20 protein-coding genes are annotated in these 26,578 nt (G+C 40.3%); 19 read left to right on the top strand and 1 reads right to left on the bottom strand.

Annotation, left to right across the window (positions count from 1 at the left end):
• The first annotated feature begins 121 nt into the window (after window positions 1-121).
• The 9 genes from ACMZOO_RS04420 to ACMZOO_RS04380 all read left to right on the top strand — a co-directional run bounded on the left by ACMZOO_RS04420 (window position 122) and on the right by ACMZOO_RS04380 (window position 9,035).
• Entirely contained in the window at window positions 122-751 is a 630-nt protein-coding gene (locus tag ACMZOO_RS04420; RefSeq protein ID WP_440905576.1) for a hypothetical protein, read from the top strand.
• A 102-nt stretch (window positions 752-853) separates the two neighbouring features.
• Window positions 854-1,456, top strand: coding sequence for a DUF2726 domain-containing protein (locus ACMZOO_RS04415; protein ID WP_440905575.1), 603 nt, complete (start codon window positions 854-856; stop codon window positions 1,454-1,456).
• 57 nt (window positions 1,457-1,513) lie between these two features.
• On the top strand, window positions 1,514-2,206 hold the full coding sequence (gene mtnN, locus ACMZOO_RS04410) for a 5'-methylthioadenosine/S-adenosylhomocysteine nucleosidase (protein ID WP_440905574.1): 693 nt from the start codon (window positions 1,514-1,516) through the stop codon (window positions 2,204-2,206).
• Window positions 2,200-3,177: a cobalamin biosynthesis protein CobD/CbiB gene (locus ACMZOO_RS04405; RefSeq protein ID WP_440905573.1), complete on the top strand. Its 978-nt coding sequence runs from the start codon at window positions 2,200-2,202 to the stop codon at window positions 3,175-3,177. Before mtnN ends, ACMZOO_RS04405 begins: the two co-directional genes overlap by 7 nt.
• Window positions 3,178-3,203: 26 nt before the next feature.
• The gene (locus ACMZOO_RS04400; RefSeq protein ID WP_440905572.1) at window positions 3,204-4,205 is read left to right on the top strand and encodes an adenosine kinase; all 1,002 of its coding nucleotides are present in this window, start codon (window positions 3,204-3,206) and stop codon (window positions 4,203-4,205) included.
• 52 nt (window positions 4,206-4,257) lie between these two features.
• On the top strand, window positions 4,258-5,622 hold the full coding sequence (gene ahcY, locus ACMZOO_RS04395) for an adenosylhomocysteinase (protein ID WP_440905571.1): 1,365 nt from the start codon (window positions 4,258-4,260) through the stop codon (window positions 5,620-5,622).
• A 184-nt stretch (window positions 5,623-5,806) separates the two neighbouring features.
• Window positions 5,807-7,063: an extracellular solute-binding protein gene (locus tag ACMZOO_RS04390; RefSeq protein ID WP_440905570.1), complete on the top strand. Its 1,257-nt coding sequence runs from the start codon at window positions 5,807-5,809 to the stop codon at window positions 7,061-7,063.
• The gene (locus ACMZOO_RS04385) at window positions 7,064-8,167 is read left to right on the top strand and encodes a carbohydrate ABC transporter permease (protein WP_440905569.1); all 1,104 of its coding nucleotides are present in this window, start codon (window positions 7,064-7,066) and stop codon (window positions 8,165-8,167) included.
• Window positions 8,157-9,035: a carbohydrate ABC transporter permease gene (locus ACMZOO_RS04380; protein WP_440905568.1), complete on the top strand. Its 879-nt coding sequence runs from the start codon at window positions 8,157-8,159 to the stop codon at window positions 9,033-9,035. The genes ACMZOO_RS04385 and ACMZOO_RS04380 overlap by 11 nt, the downstream gene beginning before the upstream one ends.
• An 86-nt stretch (window positions 9,036-9,121) precedes the next feature.
• Here the strand turns inward: ACMZOO_RS04380 and ACMZOO_RS04375 are convergent, their stop codons facing one another.
• On the bottom strand, window positions 9,122-10,084 hold the full coding sequence (locus tag ACMZOO_RS04375; protein WP_440905567.1) for a carbohydrate kinase family protein: 963 nt from the start codon (window positions 10,082-10,084) through the stop codon (window positions 9,122-9,124).
• Window positions 10,085-10,349: 265 nt separating this feature from the next.
• Here ACMZOO_RS04375 and ACMZOO_RS04370 point away from each other — a divergent pair, with 265 nt between their 5' ends.
• The 10 genes from ACMZOO_RS04370 to ACMZOO_RS04325 all read left to right on the top strand — a co-directional run bounded on the left by ACMZOO_RS04370 (window position 10,350) and on the right by ACMZOO_RS04325 (window position 26,377).
• Window positions 10,350-11,354, top strand: coding sequence for a LacI family DNA-binding transcriptional regulator (locus ACMZOO_RS04370; RefSeq protein ID WP_440905566.1), 1,005 nt, complete (start codon window positions 10,350-10,352; stop codon window positions 11,352-11,354).
• A gap of 160 nt (window positions 11,355-11,514) precedes the next feature.
• The gene (locus ACMZOO_RS04365; RefSeq protein ID WP_440905565.1) at window positions 11,515-13,605 is read left to right on the top strand and encodes a glycoside hydrolase family 32 protein; all 2,091 of its coding nucleotides are present in this window, start codon (window positions 11,515-11,517) and stop codon (window positions 13,603-13,605) included.
• Window positions 13,606-13,714: 109 nt separating this feature from the next.
• The gene (locus ACMZOO_RS04360) at window positions 13,715-16,708 is read left to right on the top strand and encodes a SusC/RagA family TonB-linked outer membrane protein (protein ID WP_440905564.1); all 2,994 of its coding nucleotides are present in this window, start codon (window positions 13,715-13,717) and stop codon (window positions 16,706-16,708) included.
• A 57-nt stretch (window positions 16,709-16,765) separates the two neighbouring features.
• Window positions 16,766-18,529, top strand: a complete 1,764-nt coding sequence (locus ACMZOO_RS04355; protein ID WP_440905563.1) for a RagB/SusD family nutrient uptake outer membrane protein — start codon at window positions 16,766-16,768, stop codon at window positions 18,527-18,529.
• A 110-nt stretch (window positions 18,530-18,639) separates the two neighbouring features.
• The gene (locus ACMZOO_RS04350; protein ID WP_440905562.1) at window positions 18,640-21,474 is read left to right on the top strand and encodes a hypothetical protein; all 2,835 of its coding nucleotides are present in this window, start codon (window positions 18,640-18,642) and stop codon (window positions 21,472-21,474) included.
• Window positions 21,475-21,591: 117 nt separating this feature from the next.
• Window positions 21,592-23,649, top strand: coding sequence for a glycoside hydrolase family 32 protein (locus ACMZOO_RS04345; RefSeq protein WP_440905561.1), 2,058 nt, complete (start codon window positions 21,592-21,594; stop codon window positions 23,647-23,649).
• 297 nt (window positions 23,650-23,946) lie between these two features.
• Complete coding sequence (locus ACMZOO_RS04340; RefSeq protein ID WP_440905560.1) at window positions 23,947-24,321, top strand: hypothetical protein; 375 nt, start codon at window positions 23,947-23,949, stop codon at window positions 24,319-24,321.
• Between the two features lie 148 nt (window positions 24,322-24,469).
• Complete coding sequence (locus tag ACMZOO_RS04335) at window positions 24,470-24,859, top strand: hypothetical protein (protein ID WP_440905559.1); 390 nt, start codon at window positions 24,470-24,472, stop codon at window positions 24,857-24,859.
• Between the two features lie 111 nt (window positions 24,860-24,970).
• Entirely contained in the window at window positions 24,971-25,411 is a 441-nt protein-coding gene (locus ACMZOO_RS04330; RefSeq protein WP_440905558.1) for a DUF6174 domain-containing protein, read from the top strand.
• A gap of 120 nt (window positions 25,412-25,531) precedes the next feature.
• On the top strand, window positions 25,532-26,377 hold the full coding sequence (locus ACMZOO_RS04325; protein WP_440905557.1) for an MBL fold metallo-hydrolase: 846 nt from the start codon (window positions 25,532-25,534) through the stop codon (window positions 26,375-26,377).
• Window positions 26,378-26,578 lie beyond the last annotated feature (201 nt).

Here is a 26,578-nt window from a genome sequence, read left to right as displayed (position 1 = left end):
CTAAACTCTAAGTTGATATGAGGCTGTATATTTTAAGGTGGAGGCAATTTTTATAGCAAGCGGTAAATATGTATGACATCATCGTTTAACGGTCTAACTATTTAATTAGCTGAGATAAAACATGAAAGGAAATCTGCTTATTGTTGGCATGGGTCAAGGTTTAGGAAGAAAGTTAGTTGAGTTAAAAAATGATTATGATCATGTCATAGGGATATCCCGCAGTAGGATAGATGTTACCGATGACAAACTCATTCAGTTGCACTGTGATATCAAAAATCTCGATACGGCAGAAGTTGCAAAACTACCAGGCGATATCGAATTAGTGATTTACCTCGTCTCTGAATGGGGTGAAAGTTCACAAATGCTAGTTGAAGAATTTGACAAGTTCACGAATTCCGGCCCAAGGGCGCTACTAAATTTATTTCATCTATTGAAAGCACAAAATAAGCTAAAAGCTGGAGCAGTTATTGTCAGCGTCGGCTCCATAGCTAGCCAATTTGACCATTACAGCAAAAGATCTCATCCTATGTACGCAAGCGCTAAACTCTTGCAAAAAACAATAATGTCTAAATTAGCCGCAACTAATCCCGACTATAGATTTGCTGTGTTAACACTCGGTTCGTTACAGCACCTTGGTTATGCTAGTGTTGTTGACGCTGTTCGCAGTATTAAATCTTTAGCTGCAACATCCCAATTTATTGAGCTAGAGCTGTTACCTGCCAACGATATTGCAGGTTTCGATTGTGCTTAAGACGAAATTTATTCACTAACTTGGTACAGCCTTTGCTAAATCACTCCCATAACAGTCATTTTTTTGTTTGAACGTCAATTTTTTGTTGTTTAGGAGTGGTATATGGATCTATTAATTATTGTGCTAATTATGGTGCTAGTTATTGTTGCTGGTGCGGCAATTCATTTAACTCAATCAGGTGCGCCTTTTCCATTTCAAAAACGAAATACACTTTATTCAGCACCAGAGGTCGCCTTTATGATTAAACTTGAGCAAGCTGTAGGTGACCAATTTCGGGTAATTAGCCGAGTAAAGCTAAATGACTTATTGCAGCCAGAAGGCAGTATAAAACCTAGAGCAGCGCAAATTGCTAAAACTAAAGCGTCAAACAAAAGTTTAGATTTTGTATTGCTAGATAGAAAAACGTTCGAGCCAGTTGCGGCAATTGATTTAGTAAACACTGAATCAAAACAAGGTTACAAAGCAAAACCTGATTGGTTTGTTCGTGGAGCACTTGAAACCGTTGGCATTCCGCATGTTCGTATACGTATAAAAGCTGGTTATAAAGCGTCAGAAATCCGTGAATGTTTGTCAGCTAAAATCGGCAAAGGCAAACTTACACCATTAAATGTGCGCCCGGTTGAACCTAAAGGGCCAACACGCCCAGTTAAACCATTAATTGCCAAAATGCCGCAAGATCTTAACGCTCCACAAGCTGTTGCTTAACCTTTATTGTTTTGTGGTATGCTGCAACAAATTAGCTGCTTACAAGGTTATAACTAGATGAAAATCGGCATTATTGGCGCAATGGAGCAAGAGGTTAGTATCTTGCTCAAACAAATGGAAAATAAGGTAGCAGAGCAACATGGACCTTGTACTATTTATACCGGTAGTTTGGCAGGCAAAAATGTTGTGTTAGTGCAAAGTGGTGTTGGCAAAACCGCGGCAGCCATGTCGACCACTATGTTGTTAGATAATCACAAACCAAGTTTGGTATTAAACACTGGCTCTGCCGGTGGTTTTGCTGAAGACTTAGAAGTTGGTGATTTAGTTATCTCTAACGAAGTGCGTCACCATGATGTTGACTTAACCGCCTTTGGTTTTGAGATGGGGCAGGGTTATGGTTTTCCAGCGGCTTTTACCTCGGATGCGAAGTTGGTCGAACGTGCGTTAGCTGCGGCATCACGTCAAAGTGATCTACAAGCTAAAGTTGGTTTAATTTGTTCCGGCGACAGTTTTATGGCGTGCCCAGACAAAGTAGCGCAAGCAAGAGATAACTTTCCAAATATGATAGCGGTTGAAATGGAAGCAGCAGCAATCGCGCAAGTTTGTGCGCAGTTTAATACGCCATTTGTTGTGGTGAGAGCTTTGTCTGATATTGCAGGCAAGTCATCACACCAAAGTTTTGAAACCTTTTTACATCAGGCGGCGAAACACTCGTCGCAATTGGTTTGTGACTTTATTCGTTTATGTTAGACACTGCGGCATTACCTGAGTTTCCAGCTTATAGCTACCAAGTCTTGGTATTAGCGCTGGCCGCTATTACAGCTCGGGTTTTGCCTGTTTCAGTTAAATATCACCCTATTTTCTTTTTCGCTTTGGTGACTTATAAACTTGGCGAAAAAGTTAACCCTGATCCAAAGCGTAATTCCAGCCAACTGGTTATTTCAGGTTTTATGGGCTTAATCAGCGCAATTCTACCTTTGTTGGCCATTATTTGGTTTTATATCCCGTTAGTAGAGTTCCCTTTATTTGTTGACTGGTTGATATTGTGGTTATGTTTAACTGACCAAAGCAATTGGAAAGCTCAGCTCAAAGTAAAACAAGCATTAGACAAACAACAAAAGCTGCTGGCACGAGATAGATTAAGTGACACTGTTTTGCGTGATGTCAGCAAGTTATCGCCCATGGGCGTAGCCAAAGCAAGTATTGAATCTATGTTGTTGCACAGTGCCTATCAATACTTTGCAATTTTATTCTGGTATTTACTACTAGGGCCGCTGTTTGTATTGTTTTATCGTTTGTTGGCTGTACTGCAGCAAAGTTGGAATATTAAACTACCTGCGTTTAAGCATTTCAGTAAAAGCATTAATTTTCTTTTTACTTTAATTAGTTATCTGCCAGTGCGCTTATTCGCATGGTCAATTTTATTATTCCGAGCGCCTGTTAAATCATTTTTTAAAATGGGCAAAACACTGCGCCAGTTTGATAAACAGTATCGCTGTGGTAGTTTTTGTTTATTTTATGCTATGTCGCACAGTTTAAAACGCCAGTTAGCGGGGCCACTTTTTTATGGTGAACAAAAGGTAAATCGTCCGCGAATTGGCGACTTTCCACCACCAGAAGCTGCGGATATTCAACATTGTCGGCGAATTATCAAAGAAACTGCGATGATTTGGTGGATAGTGATTGTAATTAGCTCAGTAGTCATTATGATCTCCGGCTAAATTACTAAGCAATAATCGGAATCTTAATGGCCAAGTACAATGTATACGGACTCGGTAACGCACTGGTTGACCTTGAGTTTGAAGTAACGGACGACTTTTTGGCGCGTCAAAACATTGAAAAAGGTTTAATGACCTTATTAGACGAGCAAGCCCATCAAGTTTTATTAGATAAATTAAACCAAGAATTCACTATGCTTAAACGCGCTGGTGGTGGTTCTGCTGCTAACTCATTAGTGGGTTTATGCCAATTTGGTGGTAGCGCATTTTTATCTTGTAAAGTGGGTGATGACGAGAGTGGTCAATTTTATAGTGACAACTTACAGCAAGCGGGTGTGGATATTCGTGTTGCAGAACTCGACTTACATGGCCAAACCGGTAAATGTATGGTTATGGTAACCGACGATGCTGAGCGTACCATGAATACCTATCTTGGTATTACTGCCGATTTTTCTGCTAAAGAATTATTTATTGAAGAACTAGCTGACGCTGAATATTTATATATTGAAGGTTATTTAGTCACTTCAGATGTTGCACGCCAAGCAATTTTACAAGCAAAAGCTCAAGCTAAAACAAATGGTAATAAAATTGCCATGACTTTCTCAGACCCGTCTATGGTCAAATATTTCAAAGATGGTTTAGATGAGTTATTGGGTAGTGATCCAATCGACTTATTATTCTGTAATGAGGAAGAAGCTTTAACTTTTGTAGGCACTGATAACCTAGCTGAAGCAGCAAAAGTATTGTTAACCCGAGCCAAACAAGTTGCGGTAACACGCGGTGCAGAAGGTGCCAGCGTATTCACAGCTGAAGGCGAAGTAAAAGTAAATGCGCCGCAAGTAAAACCTGTTGATACCAATGGGGCGGGTGATATGTTTGCCGGCGCGTTTTTGTACGCAACTTGTAATGGTTGGCAAACAGCTAAAGCGGCTGAATTCGCTTGTGCTGCCGCTTCTGAGGTTGTGCAAAGTTTTGGCCCTCGCATCAGTAAAGAACAGCAACAAACTTTATTAGCTCAATATCAAGGCTAGCATTAGCTCAGATATTCAGAATTAAAAATTAATCGTAATAACGGAGTCCAGAATGACAGACTATAAAGTCGCCGATATCAGCCTTGCCGATTGGGGCCGTAAAGAATTATCTATCGCAGAAAGTGAAATGCCAGCATTAATGGCAATTCGTGAAAAATATAAAGCTGAGCAGCCATTAAAAGGTGCAAAAATCTTAGGTTGTATTCACATGACAATTCAAACTGGTGTGTTAATTGAAACATTAGTTGAGTTAGGTGCTGAAGTGCGTTGGTCATCTTGTAATATTTTCTCTACGCAAGATCACGCTGCTGCGGCTATCGCTGCTGCAGGTGTACCTGTGTTTGCGTGGAAAGGCGAAACCGAAGAAGAATACGTTTGGTGTATTGAGCAAACCATTAATAAAGATGGTCAGCCATGGGATGCAAACATGGTATTAGACGATGGTGGCGACTTAACTGAAATTCTTCACGACAAATACCCTGCATTATTAGAGCACATTCACGGTATTACTGAAGAAACCACAACTGGAGTACATCGTTTACAAGAAATGATGGCAAAAGGTGAATTAAAAGTTCCAGCTATCAATGTAAATGACTCAGTAACTAAGTCTAAAAACGATAATAAATACGGTTGTCGTCATAGCTTAAATGATGCAATTAAACGTGGTACTGACCATTTATTATCAGGTAAAAAAGCATTAGTAATTGGTTACGGTGATGTGGGTAAAGGCTCTGCACAAAGCTTACGCCAAGAAGGCATGATAGTTTCTGTAACTGAAGTTGACCCAATTTGTGCAATGCAAGCTTGTATGGACGGTTATGAGGTTGTTTCTACCTACAACAATGGTATCAACACTGGTAAGCTTGAAGACATCAACACAGCCTTACTTGCAAAAACTGACCTAATTGTTACTACAACAGGTAACTTTAATGTATGTGATAAAAACGTATTACAAGCATTAAAAGCAGGTGCTGTTGTATGTAATATCGGTCACTTCGACAACGAAATTGACACTGCATTTATGCGTGAAAACTGGCGTTGGGAAGAAGTTAAACCACAAGTACACCAAGTGTATCGTAGTGACGACGCTACTGATTTCTTAATCTTATTATCAGAAGGTCGTTTGGTTAACTTAGGTAATGCAACAGGTCACCCATCACGTATTATGGATGGTTCATTTGCTAACCAAGTATTAGCGCAAATTCACTTATACGGTGCTAAATTTGCTGATTTACCAGCAGCAGAAAAAGCAGAGAAAATTACTGTTGAAGTATTACCAAAACAATTAGATGAAGAAGTTGCTTCTTACATGGTTAAAGGTTTTGGTGGTGTTGTGACTAAGCTAACTGAAAAACAAGCTGAGTACATTGGTGTTGAAGTTGAAGGCCCGTTCAAGCCTGAGACTTATAGATACTAAAACTTACTGCTAGTAGTAAAATTAAAACCCCGTTAGTGTAATCACTACGGGGTTTTTTCATATATGCGGATGAGTACAAGAAAAATAATCAACGTTGTTAATTTATGTCTTTTTTACGCTAAAAACATGACAGAATCATAAGTGCGTGCGATGATTAGCTTAGTGAATAAACTTAGTGCCGGTTATGTTGCGAACAGTTTTGTGTTGTGTGTTGATTCTTTGTTGTGCTCAGTCCAAAGCTGAAACCATAGCGCTTTGGCGAACTTTGTCGGCCGAAGACGAGATGCGCACCTTTGCTCAGCAGGTTGAAAGATTTAATAAACTTAACCCCCTTCAAACTATTTCAGTGCAAGCAATCCCTTACGGTTCGTATAGTGAGAGTGTAATAGGTGGTGCGTTAGCACGAGACTTACCTTGTATATTAGCTGTCGATCTGCCAAATGTTGCAAATTATGCTTGGTCAGGTCTGATTCAACCCTTGTATGTAGATGAGCAACATAGTCACAATTTAATTTCACAAGACGACTTTAGCCACGTTAATCAAAGTGGAATTGGTCAATACAATGGCAAGACATATTCACTCGGGCCTTTCGATATCGCGTTAGCTTTATTCACCCGACGATCCTTGCTCGATTCTTTAAATTTACGTATTCCAACTTTAGCTAAGCCTTGGAAAGTGGACGAATTTAATTCGCTGTTAAAAAAAATTAAGCAGCAAGGGCGATACAAGTACGTATTAGATATGAATTTGGCCGGAGCCGGAGAGTGGCCAGCATACGCATTTTTACCTATGCTTTATAGTTATGGTGGTGACCTAATTGACCGCAAAAATTATCTTAAATCAGAAGGTTATTTAAACAGCTCTGCGGCTGTGATGTGGGGGCTGTGGGTACAAAAATTACTTAAAGAAGAACTCACCCAATTAAGTAGTTTAGAGCATGGCCAGTTTGAGCAAGGTTTGTTGGCTGTGCATTATACTGGAAGTTGGATGGTTGACCGCTACCGCCAAGCAGTGGGTGACGATTTACTTATTTTACCACCGGTAGATTTTGCCAATGGTGCATATATAGGCGGGGGGAGCTGGCACTACACAGTTACTCGCAATTGTTCTAAACCCAAACAAGCCGCAAAATTTATAGCCTTTTTAATGCAAGACGAAGAAATAGCATTTTTTAATCAAGGTACTGGGTTTATTCCTACCTCGAAAATGGCAGCCAAACAATTACCTCGTTATCGAGAAGGTGGTGTATTGCGCGAGTTATATTTAATGTCGGAGAGTAATGTTGTTTTGCGTCCGTCAACACCTGCATATCCAGCTATTTCCGCTATTTTTTCTAAGGCTGTTAGGCGCATAGCACAAGGTTCGGATGTACCTGAGTCTCTTGATAGGGCGGTCGATGAAATTGAGCTTAATATCTTAGATAATCGAGGGTATCGTTAAATGTCATCCAAAATACCTACCGATTCTGAGTTTCAATTTAACTACACAGGTATGCAGCAAGATAAACGACATTATTGGTTAATGGCTATGCCTGCGGCTATCTTGCTGCTCATTTTTTTGTGTCTACCCCTGTTGGTGTCGGTTGGCGTTTCTTTAACGGACGAACGATTACTGTCACCTAACTCTGCTCATTTTATTGGTTTAGAGAACTACAAAAGGTTGTTAGGGATAAAAATTATTGAGTTTAGGCCAGCTAATGTCGCTGAAGGACAAACTGAAGATATTTTTATATACCAAGAAAAAAGTCACACCAAACTCAGAAATTTAGTGCGGGGCACAGAAGCGTTATTTGGATACTCTGAATTGACACAATTACATTGGTTTGGAAAAAACTGGGTGGTCATGGCTAGAGACGTGTTATTTATTCGCTCATTTCTGAATACATGCAAATTTGTGCTTATGGTGGTGCCAATGCAAGTGCTTTTTGCTCTGGCGTTAGCGTTAGCGTTGCGCCTTAATTTTGTAGGAGCAGCGATTTTTAAGCTACTTTTTTTTGTGCCTGTCGTTACCTCTATGGTGGTGGTGTGCGTTGTTTGGACATTAATGTTACATCAGCAAGAAGGCTTGATAAATCAAGCTATCAGCTACTTTTGGCCTGATTATATTGCAATTGATTGGTTAAATGATCCAAAGTGGAGTTTATTTGCTATCGCCTGTATGTCTGCTTGGCAAGGGGTAGGGGTACAAATGCTCATTATACTTGCAGGGCTACAGTCAATTCCTAAATCCTTATATGAAGCTGCAAGCTTAGACGGTGCATCACCTTGGTCTCAATTTATAAACGTAACTTTACCAGGCCTGCGACACACAATGATATTTGTGGTGTTATCCACCACTATTTTTGCATTTGCACTATTTGTGCAAGTGGATGTTATGACGCAGGGCGGTCCTCAAGATTCAACATCAACCGTATTGTTTTATGCCATTGAAAAAGGCTTTCGCCAGCAACAAATCGCCTATGGCGCAACCGTGTGTATCTTGTATTTTATGGTGATTTTGTCTTTGTCTTTAATACAGAAGAGGTTGCTTAGTTATGACAAATAAACCTCTGAAGTTAGCAAAGTATATACACAGAGTTCTGCTGCTATTGATTAGTGCGGTGTTTGTTTTTCCTATTGTCTTTGTATTTATCGCGTCTTTTAAAAGTGAGAGCCAAATATTCTCTGATGCTGGTTTACTTGCGATGTTTGATTTAACCCAAGGGGTTGGTTTAGAGAACTACACAAATGTCATTGAGCAGACGCCGTTTTTAACCTATTTAACTAATTCAATTATTATTACATTGTTTTCTGTGGTGCTCAGTACTTTGGTTAACGCTATGGCTGCATATTCGTTACTGAGATTTCCTTGGGTTGGCAAACAAAGCGTTTTAGTTTTGTTGTTGGCTTTGCTGATCGTCCCTTTTGAAGCAGTGGTGTTACCGTTAGTTTTTATTGTTACTCAATTGCCTTGGATTGAATACCAAAACGGTAGTTGGTCTATGGTTTATTCGTGGTTTAACAGTTTGCACGTGCAAATTATTCCAGAGTTAGCCAATCCATTTTTTATCTTTTTGTTTTATCAATACTTTAAAGGTATTCCGAAAGACTATGAAGAAGCCGCTCTAATTGATGGTGCGAGTATTTGGAAAACTTTCTTCAGCATAGTTATGCCTATGGCCAAACCTGTTATTGCTACGGTTGCTATTTTAACCTTTTTACGTAGCTGGAACGCGTATTTGTTACCCGTTTTGGTTGCAAATGCACAAGACGTCAGGCCTTTAATGACGGGGATGCAGCAATTCTTTAGTCATAGTGTTGATTGGGGGGCTGTCATGGCCTACGCAAGTATGACAAGCATACCCGTGTTAATAGTGTTTTTTGCCTTACACAAGTTCTTGGTTGATGGCGTGAAAGCGGGTGTTAAACGATAGGCTCGGTGAATTTTAGCCAAAAAAAAGCCGCCATGAGGTTAAGGCGGCCAAAGGTCACACATGGTAACCAACACGTGGGAGCGTGCTTAAGCTGCTTTCAAAGCCTTATCCAATTTTTGGATTGAAGCAAAATCGGTTAAACCTGTCATAGGCCCTAAGTATTCGCACACAACACCACTAACTTTGTTACCAAGTTGAACATAACCAGCAAGCTCGGCATAGGTTAATTCTGCTAAGTTGGCTTGTGATAATTGATATAACACAGCACCGATAAACGAATCGCCTGCACCTGTGGTATCTACTGGCGTAATTTCGTACGCTGGAATAATGCTTTTCTCAGTTGGGGTTGATAAGAAACAGCCTCTACTGCCAATGGTAACCGTAATATAACTAACGCCTTTGGTATGCAGGTAATCACAACCTTTGGCTAGGTCTTGTTCTCCTGTTAGTAATGCCAGCTCCTCTTCACTGACTTTAACAAAATTCGCCATTTCGATAAGTTGTATGGAGCGCTGAATAAAGACATCTAAATTATCTTTCCACAAGTCTTCACGATAGTTAGGATCAAAACAAATAAAGTGTTTATTATCGCGAGCATATTTTGCTGCGGTTAAATAACTTTCAAATAGATGACTGCCGAGTAAAGCTGTCGCAGAGCCTAAGTGCAAGATACTGTTTTCTAGCAACAAACTCGTTTGATTGTGCGGCAATGTAAATTCAGCATCTGCGCCACGATTAAAAACGAAATCGCGTTCACCATTTTGAGCTAACGAAATAAATGCCAAAGTGGTAGGGGTGGTAACTTTATGTACGTACTCAATATTCACGTTAAAATCGATTAACTCATTGATTAAGCATGTGCCAAAAGGATCATTGCCTACGGCGCCTGCAAAGTATGAAACGCCACCCAATTTAGCAACACAAGCCGCTACATTTGCTGGCGCACCACCGGGCTTTTTCAAAAATTGTTCAGCCTCTACCAAATTTGTGCCTATGTCAGTGCTCACGAAGTCGATTAACATTTCGCCTATACAAACAACTTTTTTCATACTATTGCCTTAGCTTGCTTAATTTTTGTTAAATTATATTTAAATAAACAACGTTGTCAAATGTTGTCTGGAGCTATTTTAAATAGTTGGTTTTAGTGACAACTCCACGCTAGCTTGTCATTTAACCTGTGTTCTAGTAGAAATATTTAGCAAAAGCAGGCTGAAGTTAAAGGTTTTTAGTTGCTTGAGTATTATTGGTCTTTTATTAGATAATAACGTTGTTTAAGCATACAATAGCAGCATATTGAATAAGTGAAGTGTATCCATGGTAACAATTAAGCAGGTAGCAAAAAGGGCGGGAGTATCATTCAAGACAGTCTCTAGGGTGGTCAACAATGATCCAACTGTTAAAGAAGAAAACCGTGTAAAAATACTTGCCGCAATTGAAGAGCTTGGTTATCAACCTAATTTAGCTGCACGCATGGTGCGTAAGAAAAATTCAGATGTGATAGGTTTTATCTCTGATGAAATATCAACCACTCCAGCTTCGGTTGATATTTTACGTGGCGCACAAGACAGAGCATGGGAACTAGGTAAAACACTTATGGTGTTTAATATCGACCCTAAAAAACCTTCTGCCAGCAACTTATTAGAACAATGCCGTCAGCACAGAGCCGAAGGTGTGGTTTACGGTGCTATGTACCATCAGCCTGTTAAACTTCCAGTTCAATTTGATCAACAACCGCTTGTTATGGTCAATTGTTTTGATCCCGAGCAACAGCGTGCATCAATTATCCCAGACGATGAACAAGCCGCTTACGACGTTACCCTACAATTGCTCAATAAAGGTTACAAACGCATTGCGTTTTTAAACTTAAATCCAGAAATCGTTGCTGCCAAGCTCAGGTTAGCTGGCTTCTTATCCGCACTAAAAGAATTTAGTATAGATGAAGACCAATATGTAGTTGAAGCTGTTGAGAAAGTGGTAGAAGGGCGCACCATGGATATTACCCGCGAAGTAGCTGATAGAGTTATTTCTGAATTTAAACCTGACGCCATTTTATGCGGTAAAGACTTAGTTGCATTGAGTGTATATTTTGTCTTAGAGCGCCGTGGTTTAAGGGTTGCTCATGATATAGGTGTAGCAAGTTTTGACGACTGGGATTGTATTCCACAAATTCTAGTACCATCATTATCATCCATTGCCTTGCCGTATTACCAAATGGGTAGGGCATCTGTCACTCGATTGGTTAACCTGATATCCGGTAAACAAACCTCGCTAGAAACTGAGCGGGTAAAATGTCAGTTATCTTCTAGAGAATCTTTTTAAAAAACAGGTGTTTTAAATAACGCTTAGTTAATTCGTAACTAAAATTGTACATTTCACATCGCTACTTTGTTTTATTTTTGTAAAATTGTTGCAAACAACGTTGTTTTTGATTTATATTGTAGACAACGTTGTTTAAGTTATCGGGAATGGTATAAAAACTATGAAATTCGTTTACCCTCTGCTCGCTGTTGGAATGTTAGCAGCTTGCAGCCAAAGCAATTTAGACTCAATGTCTCAATCGCCTAACGTATCAGGAGACAATCAAGTGGATGCGGCAAGCAGCTTTCATTACCAAGATCATCATAGACCGCAATTTCACTTCACACCCCAAGCGAACTGGATGAATGATCCAAACGGAATGGTTTATCACAATGGCGAATACCATTTATTCTTTCAATATTACCCTGACTCAACCGTTTGGGGGCCTATGCACTGGGGACACGCAGTATCAAAAGACCTAGTTCATTGGCAAGAATTACCTATCGCTTTATATCCTGATCAACACGGTTGGATATTTTCGGGTAGTGCAGTCGCTGACGTAAATAATACTTCTGGATTGGGCACAAAAGAAAATCCACCTTTGATCGCTATTTATACTTATCACAATGAAGCAGAGCGTTTAGTTGGTAGCCAAAACTTCCAAACACAAGGTATTGCCTACAGTTTAGATGATGGCCGAAGCTGGACTCCTTATGCAGACAATCCAGTATTAATTGGCCCGGATATTCCAGATTTTCGCGACCCTAAAGTATCGTGGCACGAGCCAACCAGCCGATGGATTATGACTTTAGCAGTTGACGACCACATCAGTTTTTATTCTTCAGCCAACTTAAAAGAATGGCAATTTGAAAGCGATTTTGGTATTGACGCTGGCACGCATGGTGGTGTTTGGGAATGCCCTGATTTAATTAAAATGCCAGTGACAGGAACCGACGAAGAAAAATATGTGCTGTTAGTTAGCATTAATCCGGGTGGGCCAAATGGCGGCTCGGCAACTCAGTATTTTGTTGGTGATTTTGATGGTAAAAAATTTACCTTAGACGACAAGTTCAAACAAGATGTAAGCAAAATACCTGCGCAATTTCCTGAAGGTTTAGTATTTGCGGATTTTGAAAGTGATCTGGCTGATTGGACATTAACTGGTACGGCATTTTCTGCTAATCCAGTTTCGGGAAACTTTCCTAACCAAGGTGGCGTAACCAATTATATTGGCAAAAGGTTAGTGAATTCTTTTTACAAAGGTGATGAGGCAACTGGGGCTTTAACCTCAAAAACCTTCACAATAGAGCAATCATTTATCAACTTTTATGTTGGTGGTGGTATGCACCCAGGCAAAACTGCTGTCAACTTATTGGTAAATGGTGAAGTTGTGCGCACAGCGACAGGGCCAAATAATGAGCGCTTAGAAATTGCCAGTTGGGATGTGTCTGAATTAATTGGCCAACAAGCAAAAATTGAAATTGTTGATCGTGTTGCTGGTGGCTGGGGGCATATCAATGTTGATCACATTGTTTTTTCAGATAAAGCGGCTCATTCAGACATTGAACCTGCAGTCTGGCTAGACTATGGCACAGACAATTACGCCGGTGTGACTTGGTCAAATGTGCCAGAAGACGATGGACGTTTCTTGTTTATCGGTTGGATGAGTAATTGGTTGTACGCTAACAACACACCAACTGACAGATGGCGCAGTGCAATGACAATTCCACGAGAGTTGCAATTGCATAAAGCTGATGCGGGTTATCGCGTGCGTTCAGTACCTATTGCAGAGCTAGATACACTGCGTGCTAAATCATTTAGCGAGCGAGATACTTTAGTATTAGGCACAACTAACTTAACTGCGTTGGCGAATATATCCAGTGCACAATTTGAGCTAAATGCCACTGTTGATGCTCAGTCAGCTCAGCAATTTAGCATTGATATTGCAAATGCCGTTGGTGAAAAAGTATCGCTCAAATTTGACCGTAGTAATAATCAACTGATTTTAGACAGAAGCGAATCAGGTAAATCGCGTTTCCATGGTTCATTTGCACAAGAACAAATTGCACCTTTGAATGGTGATGCGCAGCAGTATCAAATAACCCTGTATCAAGATGCATCTTCTACTGAATTGTTTGTAAATAATGGCGAAATTGTTATGACTGCACTAGTCTTTCCTAATCAAGATTATAAGCAAGTAACAATAAATGCCGAGCGAGAAATCAAATTGACGAACTGGTCGTTGCACCAATTGCAGTCGATTTGGAAATAAAAACTTCTAACTCACTCAAGGAAGCGTTGTGTTGGATAAATTTTTGAAATTTAAACAACGTTGTAATTAGTTGTTACTTAAATAACCAGAAACATGGGGACACACAAGCATGAAAATGTTCAAGTTAAATCCGTTTAGTAGCAAAAATGCGATCCCACAATTATGTGGCTCGCTGCTGTTAATGTTACCAACAGTCGGCTATACAGCTGAAGAAAGTACATCAGAAGAATGTACACCAGAACAAATTGAATTAGGCGTAAATGGCTGTGAAGTTGAAGAAACTATCATAGTGACAGGTTATAGCACGCAAAGAAAAGAAGACTTAACTGGTGCAGTAACAGTTGTTGAGTTGGATGATATCGAAGATCAGCCAGCCGGTAACATTATGCGTAACTTACAAGGTCGTATTCCAGGTTTATCAATCACAACCGATGGTAACCCTAGCCAAGGAGCAACTGTACGTATTCGTGGTCAAGGTTTAGGTCGTTTAGGTAATAATGACCCTCTGTACATAGTTGACGGCGTGCCAACTAAATTGAGTTTGCATCAGCTTAACTCGCGTGATTTTGAATCAATCCAAGTATTAAAAGATGCAGCCGCAGCGAGCATTTATGGTGCGCGTGCAGCCAACGGCGTTATCGTAATTACCACTAAAAAAGGTAAAAAAGGTAATGTTTCTTTTAATGTTTCGTACAACGAAAGCACCGAAGATTTTGATTATGACTTACGTCCACTTAATTCTGAAGAGCGTGCGCAGGTTGTTTGGCGTGCAGCAGTAAACGATGGTACAAATCCAAACAATGCAAGCCCATTGTATAAATATGATTGGAACGGTGATTATGACAACCCAGAGTTGAGCAAAATTATTTTCCCAAATAAATTAGACTCAGCAGGGACGACTTCGCCATCTATTCCGGGTACCAATTGGTTTGATGAAGTAACACAACAAGCGAAAACTCGCGAGTTAAACTTCGCAGTAAATGGTGGTTCAGACAGAGCGCAAGGCTATATATCATTGAGCTTTTTTGATGCTGAAGGTGTAATTAGAGAGTCGCATTTCGAACGTATCGCTTTTCGTGCTAATTCATCATTTGAAGTTATCGAAGACAAATTTACTGTAGGTGAAAACCTAACTTTAACCCGCCAGTCTTCTAATCAAGTAAACAGTGAATCATACAATATTTTAGGTTTAGCGCTTGAGCAGCAATCTATTGTGCCTGTTTATACTGATGACGGCAGCAAGTTTGCTGGCCCTGCAGCGGGTATAACCGACCGTGATAATCCAGTTATGTTGATTGAGCAAAACAAAGATAGCCAAGATATGTATACCCGTTTTATGGGTAACATTTTTGCTGAAGTTAAGCCAATCGAAACGATTAAACTGAGATCAAATGTCGCATTAGACTTTGGTAATTTTTACTATCGCCGCTTAATTCGCACAGTAGATGCCGGTACTCAGCAACGAGAAGCAGAGTTATATACAGGCAATGCTTGGACGCAAAATTTAACTTTCTCAAATACTGCTGAATACGCAGACACTTTTGCGGACAAACATAATTTAGTTGTATTGGTTGGTACAGAAACCATTGATTACTCAGCTGAAGATTTTAATGTTAATAGCACAGGTATAGCGGTTGAAGACTATGATTTTGCTTTCCAAGGTACAACCACAGGTGAAGCTCTGACGTGGGGTTTAGGTGATGAATGGTCACTAAAATCGTATTTCGCTAAGGTAGATTATAACTTTGACGACAAGTATTTGCTGTCAGGTACTATCCGTCGTGACGGTTCATCTCGCTTTGGTGCAAACAACCAATACGGTAATTTCCCAGCTGTTTCTGCTGGTTGGAATGTAAGCAATGAAGACTTTTTTGACGTGCCACTTATCTCAACATTAAAACTAAGAGGTAGTTGGGGTAAAACCGGTAATCAGGAAATCGATTCACGTGCTAAACAAGATATCTTTGAACCACTATATGCAACCGAGTCGATGTTCACCAACCAACAAGACAATGGTACTGCATATGATATTGGCGGCAATGACACAGGCACTTTACCATCGGGCTTTAGAAAAAATCTAACAGGTAACCCAGACTTAAAATGGGAAACCTCAACATCTGTTAACTTTGGTGTCGACTATAGCCTGCACTACGGCACTATCTACGGTACGTTCGACTGGTTTAAAAAGAAAACCTCAGACATTCTAACCTTAACCACGCCACTTGCGACCTTGGGTGAAGGTGCCGCGCAATGGGTAAATGGTGGTGACGTAGAAAACTCAGGCGTTGAATTTAGTGTGACTTACGACGATTACATTGAATTTGATGGCATAGGTGAATTTAAGTTTGATATTACAGCCAACATATCTAGCTACAAAAATGAAGTAGTCGCATTACCAGACAATGTTAAAAACTCATTTGGTGGTAATGGTGACGATAAAACCATCTTAGGACATTCAGTTAACGCTGTTTATGGTTTAGTTGCTGATGGATTATTCCAAAACCAAGGTGAAGTAGACGCGCACGCCGAGCAAAATGGCGCTGCACCTGGCCGTATTCGTTGGAGAGATACCAATGGTGATGGCGTTATTTCAGATGAAGATAAAATCTTTTTCACAGAGCGAGATCCAGATTTTGAATATGGTTTAAATATCAATATCTCGTACGAAAACTGGGACTTCAATATGTTCTGGCAAGGTGTAGAGGGCGGCCAAAACGAAAACTTTTTCCGTCGTTTTACTGACTTTAGCTCACTAAATGTTGGCTCAAACTACGGTAGCCGTACGCTGCATGCGTGGACACCAGAAAACCCAGATTCTGATATTCCAGCATTAAGCCGAATAGACAACAACGGTGAAGGCCAGTTGTCGAGCTTCTACTTTGAAGATGCGTCGTATCTAAAATTAAGAAACCTTTCGTTAGGTTACCGCTTAGATGAATCCGTCTTAAAAGACTGGGGAATTTCAAGCTTACGTTTTTACATTCAAGGGCAAAACCTAATTACATTCACGCCTGACGGCACATTAAGTCAAGACCCGGAAGCGCCAAACAATGCATTTCCAATCCCAAGACGCTTCACCGTCGGTTTTGATTTAGGGTTTTAACCAAAGGGTTTAAAAACCAATTGATTGAATTTAACCAGATTTTATGAGAGTAAAGAAATGAAAAAATTAGCGAGCTTATTAACCGCATCAGCTTTGGCATTGGGCATGTCAGCTTGTGGCGATTTAGATAAAAACCCTAAAGGGGCACTTACAGAAGAGCAGGTAACAGCGCCTGAGCAAATAGACCAACTTGTTATCGCTTCATACGCATTTTTAGGCAACGACCACTACACAATTCCACATTCGTTTTGGGCAACTGGTAATTTACGCTCGGGCGATGCGCACAAAGGTGGTAATGGCCCAGGTGATATTTTTTATTATCATGCTTTGTCTATGTTTACACCTTTAATTCCTGATATGGCGTCTTATCCACCTGACTTTGCTGACATAAACGGCAATATGTGGGAGCGTTTTTACGCAGCTATTTCTCGTACTAATGCGGCGTTAAAAGCAGTTGCATCAACCGAATTAACCAACAAAGCACAAGTTCAGTCAGAGCTTAGATTTGTCCGTGGTATTTTCTATTTTTGGCTGAAAATTCATTACAAACATATTCCATACATAGACGAAACTGTCAGTGTTGATGAAATTATGCAAATTAGTAATGCCGATTTAACTGACCAACAATTATGGAACAAAATTGCTGACGACTTTGAGTTTGCCGCGGCGAACTTACCAGAAGAGCAAGATGATGTTGGCCGTGCTAATAAATATTCAGCTCAAGCGTTTTTAGCCAAAGTTCGTTTGTTCCAAGCATATGAACAAAACGAGCAAAACGAAGTGGTTAACATCAATACTGATTTACTTAATCAGGTAGTAAGCTTGGTTGATTCAATTGAAGCTTCAGGCAAATACAGCTTGAATGATGATTTTGCGAAAAACTTCTTACAAGAGTTTGAAAACAGCAATGAATCAGTATTTGCAATTCAGCGCTCAATTGACGACGGTACACCAGATGGTAAAGGTAACTTTGCATTCGCGTTAAATGGTCCACAAATTAACATGGATACCTTTTACGGATGCTGTGGTTTCCATATTCCAACTGATAATTTGGTTAATGCGTTTAAAGTAGATTTAAATGGCTTGCCAATGTTTGACGCCTTCAATGATGAACTTTATCAAAGAAACAGCGACACCGTTGACCCACGTTTAGACAGCACTGTAGGCATGGAAGGTAAGTCGTTTAAATATGATGCTGACTTAGTTGTTGAAGCGTCTTGGGCGCGTGATGCCAATAACTACGGTACTTATGTTTCAATGAAAGAACTGGAATTACCAGACTGTAATTGCTTAAGCAAAAATGGTCCATTTACTATTTCATCTTTGAATACTGATCTTATCCGTTATTCAGACGTGTTGTTGTGGAAAGCCGAAGCATTAATACAGTTAGGCCGTTGGGATGAAGCTCTACCAATTATCAATCAAGTTCGTCAACGTGCTCAAGACAGTATTGTGCGTTTCAAACACACGAACGGTAGTCCAACCGATATTGCTGGTAGCTCTGATTATATGGTGGGTTTATACACTTCATTTGCAAATAAAGACGAAGCATTTAGAGCGTTACGTTGGGAACGTCGTTTAGAGTTTGCAATGGAAGGTTTCCGTTTCTTTGACTTAGTTCGTTGGGGTGTAGCGGCAGAAACAATTAATGGTTACCTAGAGGTAGAGAAAACTCGCAAACCATATCTTGCCGGTGACCCAGAAAATGCGACTGATGATGCATTTTTTGTAAAAGGCAAACACGAGTTTATGCCAATACCGCAAGAACAAATTAACTTAAGTAAACAAGGCAAAGCCTATATCCAAAACGCAGGATATTAATAATGTCTGCTCGGGTTGGATGGCCAACCCGAGTGTTGAAAACTAGTACAACAAACTTATCCAAAAGAATAACAACGTTGTAAATGAAAAGAATTGAAGAGGCTAATAAAATGCTTAACAAATTTAAACTCAACAAAATTGTACAACAATGCGCACTCGTGTCAGGCGCTGCAATTTTATCAGCATGTAGTACAGATACTGCTGATCCTGGCGACAAAAGTATCAATGCAGATAATGTCGAAATTATTGTTTTAGAAGAAGGCCAAACGGTTGACGACGTATTAAATCCGGGAGACGGTTCAGATGGTGGTGACGGCGGCGATGGAGGCGACGGCACAGAGGTTGTTATTACCAACGATCCAGAAAATGAAGGTGTAATGCTTTTTACCCGTGTTGAAGATCCAAACCAAAATATTGCGGGTTTTGAATTCTGTTGTGGTGGTTATGATACTTACCAAGAGCATGGCTTTACCAATGCAACAGGCGATTTTATCGAGCTAGATGGTGGATTCTGGGGCGCAGATGTAGGTGGCCATCTCGGTGAGCGTGTTTTTTCAAGCTATGGTGATGGATACGACAACGATGCGGATACATCAGCCGCTCAAGTAGGTGCAGGTGCTACTGGTTCAATTCGTTCGCCTGAGTTTTCAATCAATAAAAATTACATCAACTTTTTAGTTGGTGGTGGCAGCAATAGCTACGGCAGCGCAAACACCACCACGGTTGCTTTAGTGGTTGAAGGCCAAGTAGTACGCCAAGCCAGCGGAACAAATGAACATAACAATATGAGTTGGCAAACTTGGGACGTAAAAGACTACCAAGGCAAAACAGCATTTGTTGAATTTATTGATATGCACCCAGATGATAATTCTGACACCAGCTTAGGTTATATTTTAGCTGACCAATTTAGAGCAGCAGACAAAGCTGCTGTAGCGCCAGCCAGTTCAACTGTTGTTGCAACTTCGGCAACCTTAACCAGCTCACCAGAGTCGGCAGGTATGTCTGCGTTTGTACGTCAGGCTGATTTAAATCAGAACATAGCTGGATTCGAGTTTTGCTGTGGCAAGTTCAATACCTATCAAGCACATAGCTTCCGAGCAACTGGCGACATGGTTTTCTTAGACGGTGGCTGGTGGGCTGCTGATGTAATTAATCATGTAGGCGACCGAGCATTTTCAAGCCGAGCGGATGCATTTGAAGGTGATGGCACGGCGATAGGTTGGATTGGTGATTCAGCAACGGGTACGTTAAGCAGCCCAGAATTTGAAATTGCCAACAAATACATTAACTTCTTAGTGGGTGGCGGCACTAACCCATATACCTCTGGCAAAGCTACGGCTGTAGTATTGCGTGTAAACGGTAAAGTTGTACGCCACGCGACCGGGAATGGCGAAGAAAACAAAGTTGATTGGCAGTCGTGGGATGTTTCAGCATTAATTGGCCAAAAAGCTATATTTGAAATTATCGACCAGCACGATGCGAGTGAAGATGACGGTTCGTTAGCATTTGTATTAGTAGATGAAATTCGCCAAGCAGATAGAGCTGCAGCTCAACCTATCGCAGGCTCTGTCGTTACTTCTACAACTGGCCATACACAAAATATTGTATTGGATATGGGCGATCCAAATCCGTTTTACGACAATGGTAAATACCATGTTTTCTATTTAGAAAACTACGGTTTCCACTCGTGGGCTCTTTCAACAACGTCTGACTTATTAACCTCTACAGCACCAAAAACTGTGTTGCCAGCTTCGGGCGATGCAGCTAAAGCTGATCAATGGATAGGCTCAGGTAGTGTGATTAAAGCACAAGATGGTAGTTATCATTTATTCTACACCGGCCATAACCAAAACCTTTCTCCGGTTGAAACAGTTATGCATGCGGTAGCTGACGACAATACATTAACCAACTGGACACCAGTAGCAGCAGACACATTCAGTGGCTCGAATGGCTACAGCGATTTTGACTTCCGCGACCCATTAGTATTTTGGAATGCAGCCGAAAGCAAATATTGGATGTTAATAACCACACGTTTTGACAACAAAGCGGCAATTGGTTTGTATACATCAGACAATTTAACTAACTGGACTGCTGAAGCGCCTTTATACACTGAAGTGTCTAACCTTAACTTAGAAGTAGCTGATTACTTTGAAATAGATGGCGTACCATTTATTGTTTATTCAGACCAAAGAGATGACTCGCGCCAAGTTAAATACTTAGTTAAAAACGGTGATAACTGGGTTACAGCGAACATGCCAGAGTTAGACGGCCGAGCATATTACGCGGCGCGTACAGCTGGTACAGCTGACGAAAGACTATTATTTGGTTGGGTTGCACATAACTTTGGCCGACGTGATGGCAACAACCCTGATTGGGGTGGCGACTTGCTTATTCATCAGCTAAAACAAGTTAACGGCGAATTAATGGTTGAGTTACCAGAAAAAGTTCGCACAGGCTTAATGCAAACTGCATCAGTAGAAACTGTATTTACTGAAGGTGGCGCAGCAGCTACTGAAACAGGTTTGAACTTGCCAGCACAAAGTGCAATTACCTTGGCTGCCTCAGCTGAAAAAAATCGCTGGGCATTCAAAGTTAACAGCGCAAATGCTAACGCAAGTTTTGGTTTAATGTTTAGAAAACCGGGCGCAGATGATACCGACAAACGTGCGCACTTGAGTGTAGATGCCGCTAACAACCAAGCTAAATTCTACTTTGCAGGTGATGAAAACAACCAGTTCAATTCAGTGGTTGACGTATCAATAGATGCATCAGCTGGCGTTGAATTTGAGTTGATAGCCGACCCAGAAGCAGGTGTAGGCGCGCTGTATATCAATAACTCACGTGCTTTAAGTTTCAGATTATACGAATTAGCAGACTATGAAATTGGTTTTTATAGTACAGCTGATGCAATTAACGTAACCGACTTAAGCCGATATACACGTTAATTGAATGCAAAGTAATTCTGATTAGTACAATTAGAACTCGCGCCACCAGTAGTTTTACCCAAGGTAACTAGCTGGTGGCGCATTTTTCTTAGTTTATATTTATTGAGTCGTATTGTTATGAAGCTTAGAAAATTAACTTGGTTAATTGCACTGTCGATGACCGCGGGGTTAACCACCTTGCCTGCGACGGTTCACGCAAATCAAGCAGTTAAATCAACCACATCAAAACCTGAATACTTTCAACACCATAGATTACAATTTCACTTTTCCCCGCAACAAGGTTGGATGAACGACCCCAACGGCATGGTTTATCACAATGGTGAATACCATTTGTTTTTTCAACATTATCCAGATGGCACAAAGTGGGGGCCAATGCACTGGGGCCATGCAGTTTCTAAAGATTTAGTTCACTGGCAAGAATTACCCATAGCGTTATTTCCCGACGACAAAGGTTGGATATTTTCCGGCAGCGCAGTGGTGGATAAATACAACACCTCAGGTTTAGGCACAGCAGAAAACCCACCGTTAGTTGCCATATTCACCTACCACGACAAAGTTGCCGAAGCCGCTAGAGCGGAAAACGTGCAAACACAAGCATTAGCCTACAGCTTAGACAATGGCCGTAGTTGGCAAAAATATGCGGGCAACCCAGTATTAGAAGGTGGCAAAATTGCCGATTTTCGTGATCCAAAAGTATTTTGGCATGACGAATCAAGCCAATGGGTAATGGCGTTAGCTGTGCAAAACCGCATTAGCTTTTATGCCTCAGCCAATTTAAAAAACTGGCACCACCTAAGTGATTTTGGCGCAGAATATGGTGCGCATGGTGGTTATTGGGAATGCCCAGATTTAATTAAAATGCAGGTTGAAGGCTCAGGTGAAGAAAAATATGTGCTGTTAGTCAGCTTAAACCCAGGTGGGCCAAATGGTGGCTCGGGCACACAATATTTTGTTGGCGATTTTGACGGTAAAACCTTCAAAATGGATCCGCAGTTTAAAGCTGAAGTAACTAAAATCCCAGCTGTATTCCCGCAAGATTATATATTCGAAGACTTCGAAGGCAGTTTAGCTAAATGGCAAAAACAAGGCGACTCGTTTAAACAATCGCCCATTCGTGCAAGAGAAAACGAATTTATCGGCCGCTATGGTGCACAGCTCGCCAACTCGTTTAACACTGGCGATGCATCACGCGGCAAACTCATTAGCCAACCATTTAGCATAGAGAAAGCTTACATTAACTTTGTGATAGCTGGCGGTAAATATCCGAAAGATGCGGCTATGAACCTAATTGTTGACGATGAAATTGTTGCATCAGCTACAGGTAAAAACTCAGGCAGTATGTCGATTGCCAGTTGGGATGTAAGCAAATGGCAAGGCAAACAAGCGCATTTAGAAATTGTCGACAACGCAATTGGCCCTTGGGGACATATTTCAGTAGACCAAATTGCATTTGCCGATGCGCCTGCAAAATCAGCAATAGAGCCAGCAGTATGGTTGGATTATGGCGCAGACAATTATGCTGGTGTAACTTGGTCGGGCATTGAAGATGGCCGCCACTTGTTTATAGGCTGGATGAATAACTGGGCATACGCCAACGAAGTGCCAACCGACCAATGGCGTGGTGCAATGACAGTGCCAAGGGAACTGAAACTGCATAAAACAGCCAAAGGTTACCGTGTAGCATCATTACCAACTGCAGAATTAGACGCCTTGCAACAAAACACGGCTAAAGGCAGTAACTTAGCAGTAAAACAAACAGTTAGCTTAGACAAAAAAGCAAAACTGACCAGTGAATTGGCCGATATTTCGCTTGAAGTAGATATGCAACAAGCGAGCGAATTTACCATAGTGTTAGCCAATAATTTAAACGAACAAGCAGTTATCAGTTTAAATAAGGCAACAGGTTTGTTGTCGGTAGACAGAACTCAAGCTGGGCAACAAAGGTTTGATGAAGACTTTCCTATGATACAAACCGCGCCAATTGATACGAAACAACAATACTCAGTGCGCATAGTGCAAGATGTTGGTTCAATTGAAGTATTTGTTGATGATGGTAAAGCAACTATAACCTCGTTGGTTTTTCCAAATAAACCATTTGAGCAAATTCAATTGCAATCTGACAAAATCAGCCTAGTAACAAGCTGGCAAATTAGTCAGTTAAAATCTATTTGGTAGTTCCTCTTTAAAAAATACCTATTCGGCGCGGTTGTGATGATTGCGCTGAATGGGTTTTTGGCCTTCTTCATCTGCTCAATTTATATTAAGTTACTGATTATTTTAATTTATAGATATACATAACGAAAGCACCAATTCTCGGTTCACGCAGATATTAAGTTCTACAACTAGAAAATAAGCTTGACTAAAGTTGTAAATCGACTAAGTTTTTGAAATTAATTATTTTTATTGATGGATTCGCAAATTGACAGCAATGTTGAATGCGAATTCATGGTAGTTAGCTGTTAGGGATAATCGATGATTCGGATTTTGTTAGCAAGTTTCGTTATTATATTTTCATTAGATAGTTTTGCTAACAAAAAGCCAACTTTGTTGTGGAATGACGAAAGGTCTGGACTTGCCTTTTGTGAACTCAGTGATGAGGGGTCGATTTGTTTTGTTATTTGTGAAAATAAAGCGGTTAACGTTAGCTCCGTAGAAAATGGCAATATTGGTAAACTAGGTATTTCGCCTAAAAATTCTTATGACATTGTTCAAACATTGCCAACAAAGTGGTTAAATTCCGCTGAGGGCTGTATGGTTTCTTTCACTACTTACGCTTGGAAAAATGAACAGCTGTATAGTCGAAACGAAAAAGTATATGTCAACAATGGCACTTATCTTCAAAGATAGTATGTCTAACAAGCTGTTTAAAATTGACAAAATTAACAGGGATTTGAGGTCACTAAAGAATATGCGTAAATATCTGATATCGCTGATTGTATTTTCGTTGCCAGCGTACGCCAATGAAATTATCTCATTTAGCGAAAGTAGAGTGTGCGTGCCAGAAACAGATGATTGTCAGTCGACTCTATTTATTAAAACAAAAAATGGAAATTACGAATTTGAGAATCTTCTAGGTGAGTTTTATCTGTCGACTATAAACAACCAGATTTTTGACTGTGGTGGCAATGAATTAAGATATGGAATGAATGCCAATATAATAAATGCAAACGGACAGTTTTTATCCATATATCATCCAAATGGGGTTGCAAAATGCGGTGTGACTGAAGACAATAAATTCTATTTTATTGTCGATGAGTCTCCAGTTTTAAAGGTATATAACAACAAAGCTGAGTTGCTATTATCTATGCCTGTAAAATTTAATTCCTCGGTAAATTACAATATTAATAATGTCGCATATGAACTTTGGGTTCCTAGTATACCGTAGCCCTAAGTAACAACTCATGTGGGACTGCTAAAACTTGGCTCGGTCCCGCTTCGCTACACATTTTAGCCAAGCTTTATTAGCCCCATGGTTGGGGGTTACAGTTGTTATTCTATGTTCAGTTCTAATAACTATATTTCGATACTATTCGCTACAATAATCTCGGTAGCCTTTGTCTGGGTTTTTACTAGCCTTCAATTTATGCGAGCCACTCACACAATTGAAGAGTTGGATGCAAATATTGCAAAATGGAATAACAACGAGCCGCGAAACTATTCATATAAAATAGTTAAAGGCTGTATGTTTTTACATTCAATTAATGTGACAAATATCGGGGGAAATCTGAGCTACAGTGGTAATGAAGGTGGGGCTAATCCAGCTAATATTGCAGCACTTTTTAAAGAACTACGAAAAGCTATAAATTCTGCTCATAGTTTGCAAATAGAGTATTCGAGTATGGGCTATCCAAAAAGTTATTCCGTAGATTGGTCAAATTCAGTGGTAGATGACGAGTGCTTTGCTACAGTCGAGTTATTGGCCGACATTCGAGAGTAAAAAATTATAACAATTCAATCATGATGGGATGCAAGAAGCTTAGCTGCACTCCTTCTTTGCTAATTATTGCCAAGCTTTTATGTGCTCGTTAGTCGAGCGTTAGTATATTCGGAAATCGACATGTATAGATTTGTGGTTTTTGTTTTCTTATTCAATTCGATGAAGGTAATGGCAGACACCTATGTGCCAGCAATGACTAGTGATAATGGTTATGTTGAGCCTTTTAGAATGTTTGACAACGTCTACTACGTTGGAGATAAGTGGGTTTCTTCTTATGCTATAAAAACGTCTTCTGGTTTGGCCATCATAGATACACTCGACTTCCCATATTGCAAGTGGATTCCACATAACCTTGAAAAACTGGGATTAGATAAGGAGAAAGTCACCCATATTTTTGTAACTCATGGACACTCAGATCATGTTGGTGGGGCGGAATTTCTCCAGTCTCTGTATGGTGCAAAAGTCATAATCTCGGAAAAGGCACTCGAATTAAGTAATGAACAAGCGCTGAAAAGCAAAGATAAAAACAGATTCTTGCCTCCAGTCGTAGAGTCATTTGCTGAGGACGGAGCAATTATGTTGGTTGGCGACACAAAATTTAAATTATACATAACACCAGGGCATACAGAGGGTGATCTTTCAATTGATTTTGTGGTTAAAGATGAGGGCAAGTTGTATCGTGCTTTTGTTGTCGGTGGGCATAGTGCCGATTTTCAAAATTCTACTCTTGCACAGCAATTTATCGATAGCATGGAGCGTATAAAGAAGCTGGCCTTGCAAGGTGTGCCGGTAACCGTTAATTTATCTAACCACCCACATAAAAATAATTTGTTTGAAAATAGAGAAAAAAGCGCAAAAGCGGTGGCAAGCAACCCATTTATCAGTAACGAGCAATTTTTCCAATTTGTTGAGCAACAGACAGATTTAGCGAAAATTGCAATCACCAACAATAATTCAAAGAAATAAGAATGCCAACAAACGGCTTACTCAAGTTATGTTTATGAATATTTGGCGCTGCTGAAGCGGGCGCTAAATTTGGTATTCCGTATGTATTTAAGTCTGCTCCGAGTTAGTTAGCCGACGTTAAATATCCTAAAGCTAAGCGTCAACCTCTGCCACATAAACACCAAACCGAACACCACTAGGTAGCCAAAACCGGCTACCTAG

The sequence above is a fragment of the Catenovulum sp. SX2 genome, from assembly GCF_052056295.1.
In the GTDB taxonomy this organism is placed as follows: domain Bacteria; phylum Pseudomonadota; class Gammaproteobacteria; order Enterobacterales; family Alteromonadaceae; genus Catenovulum.
The sequence above is the reverse complement of the archived record's forward strand: the minus strand, read 5'-3'. Positions and strand labels throughout refer to the sequence as shown.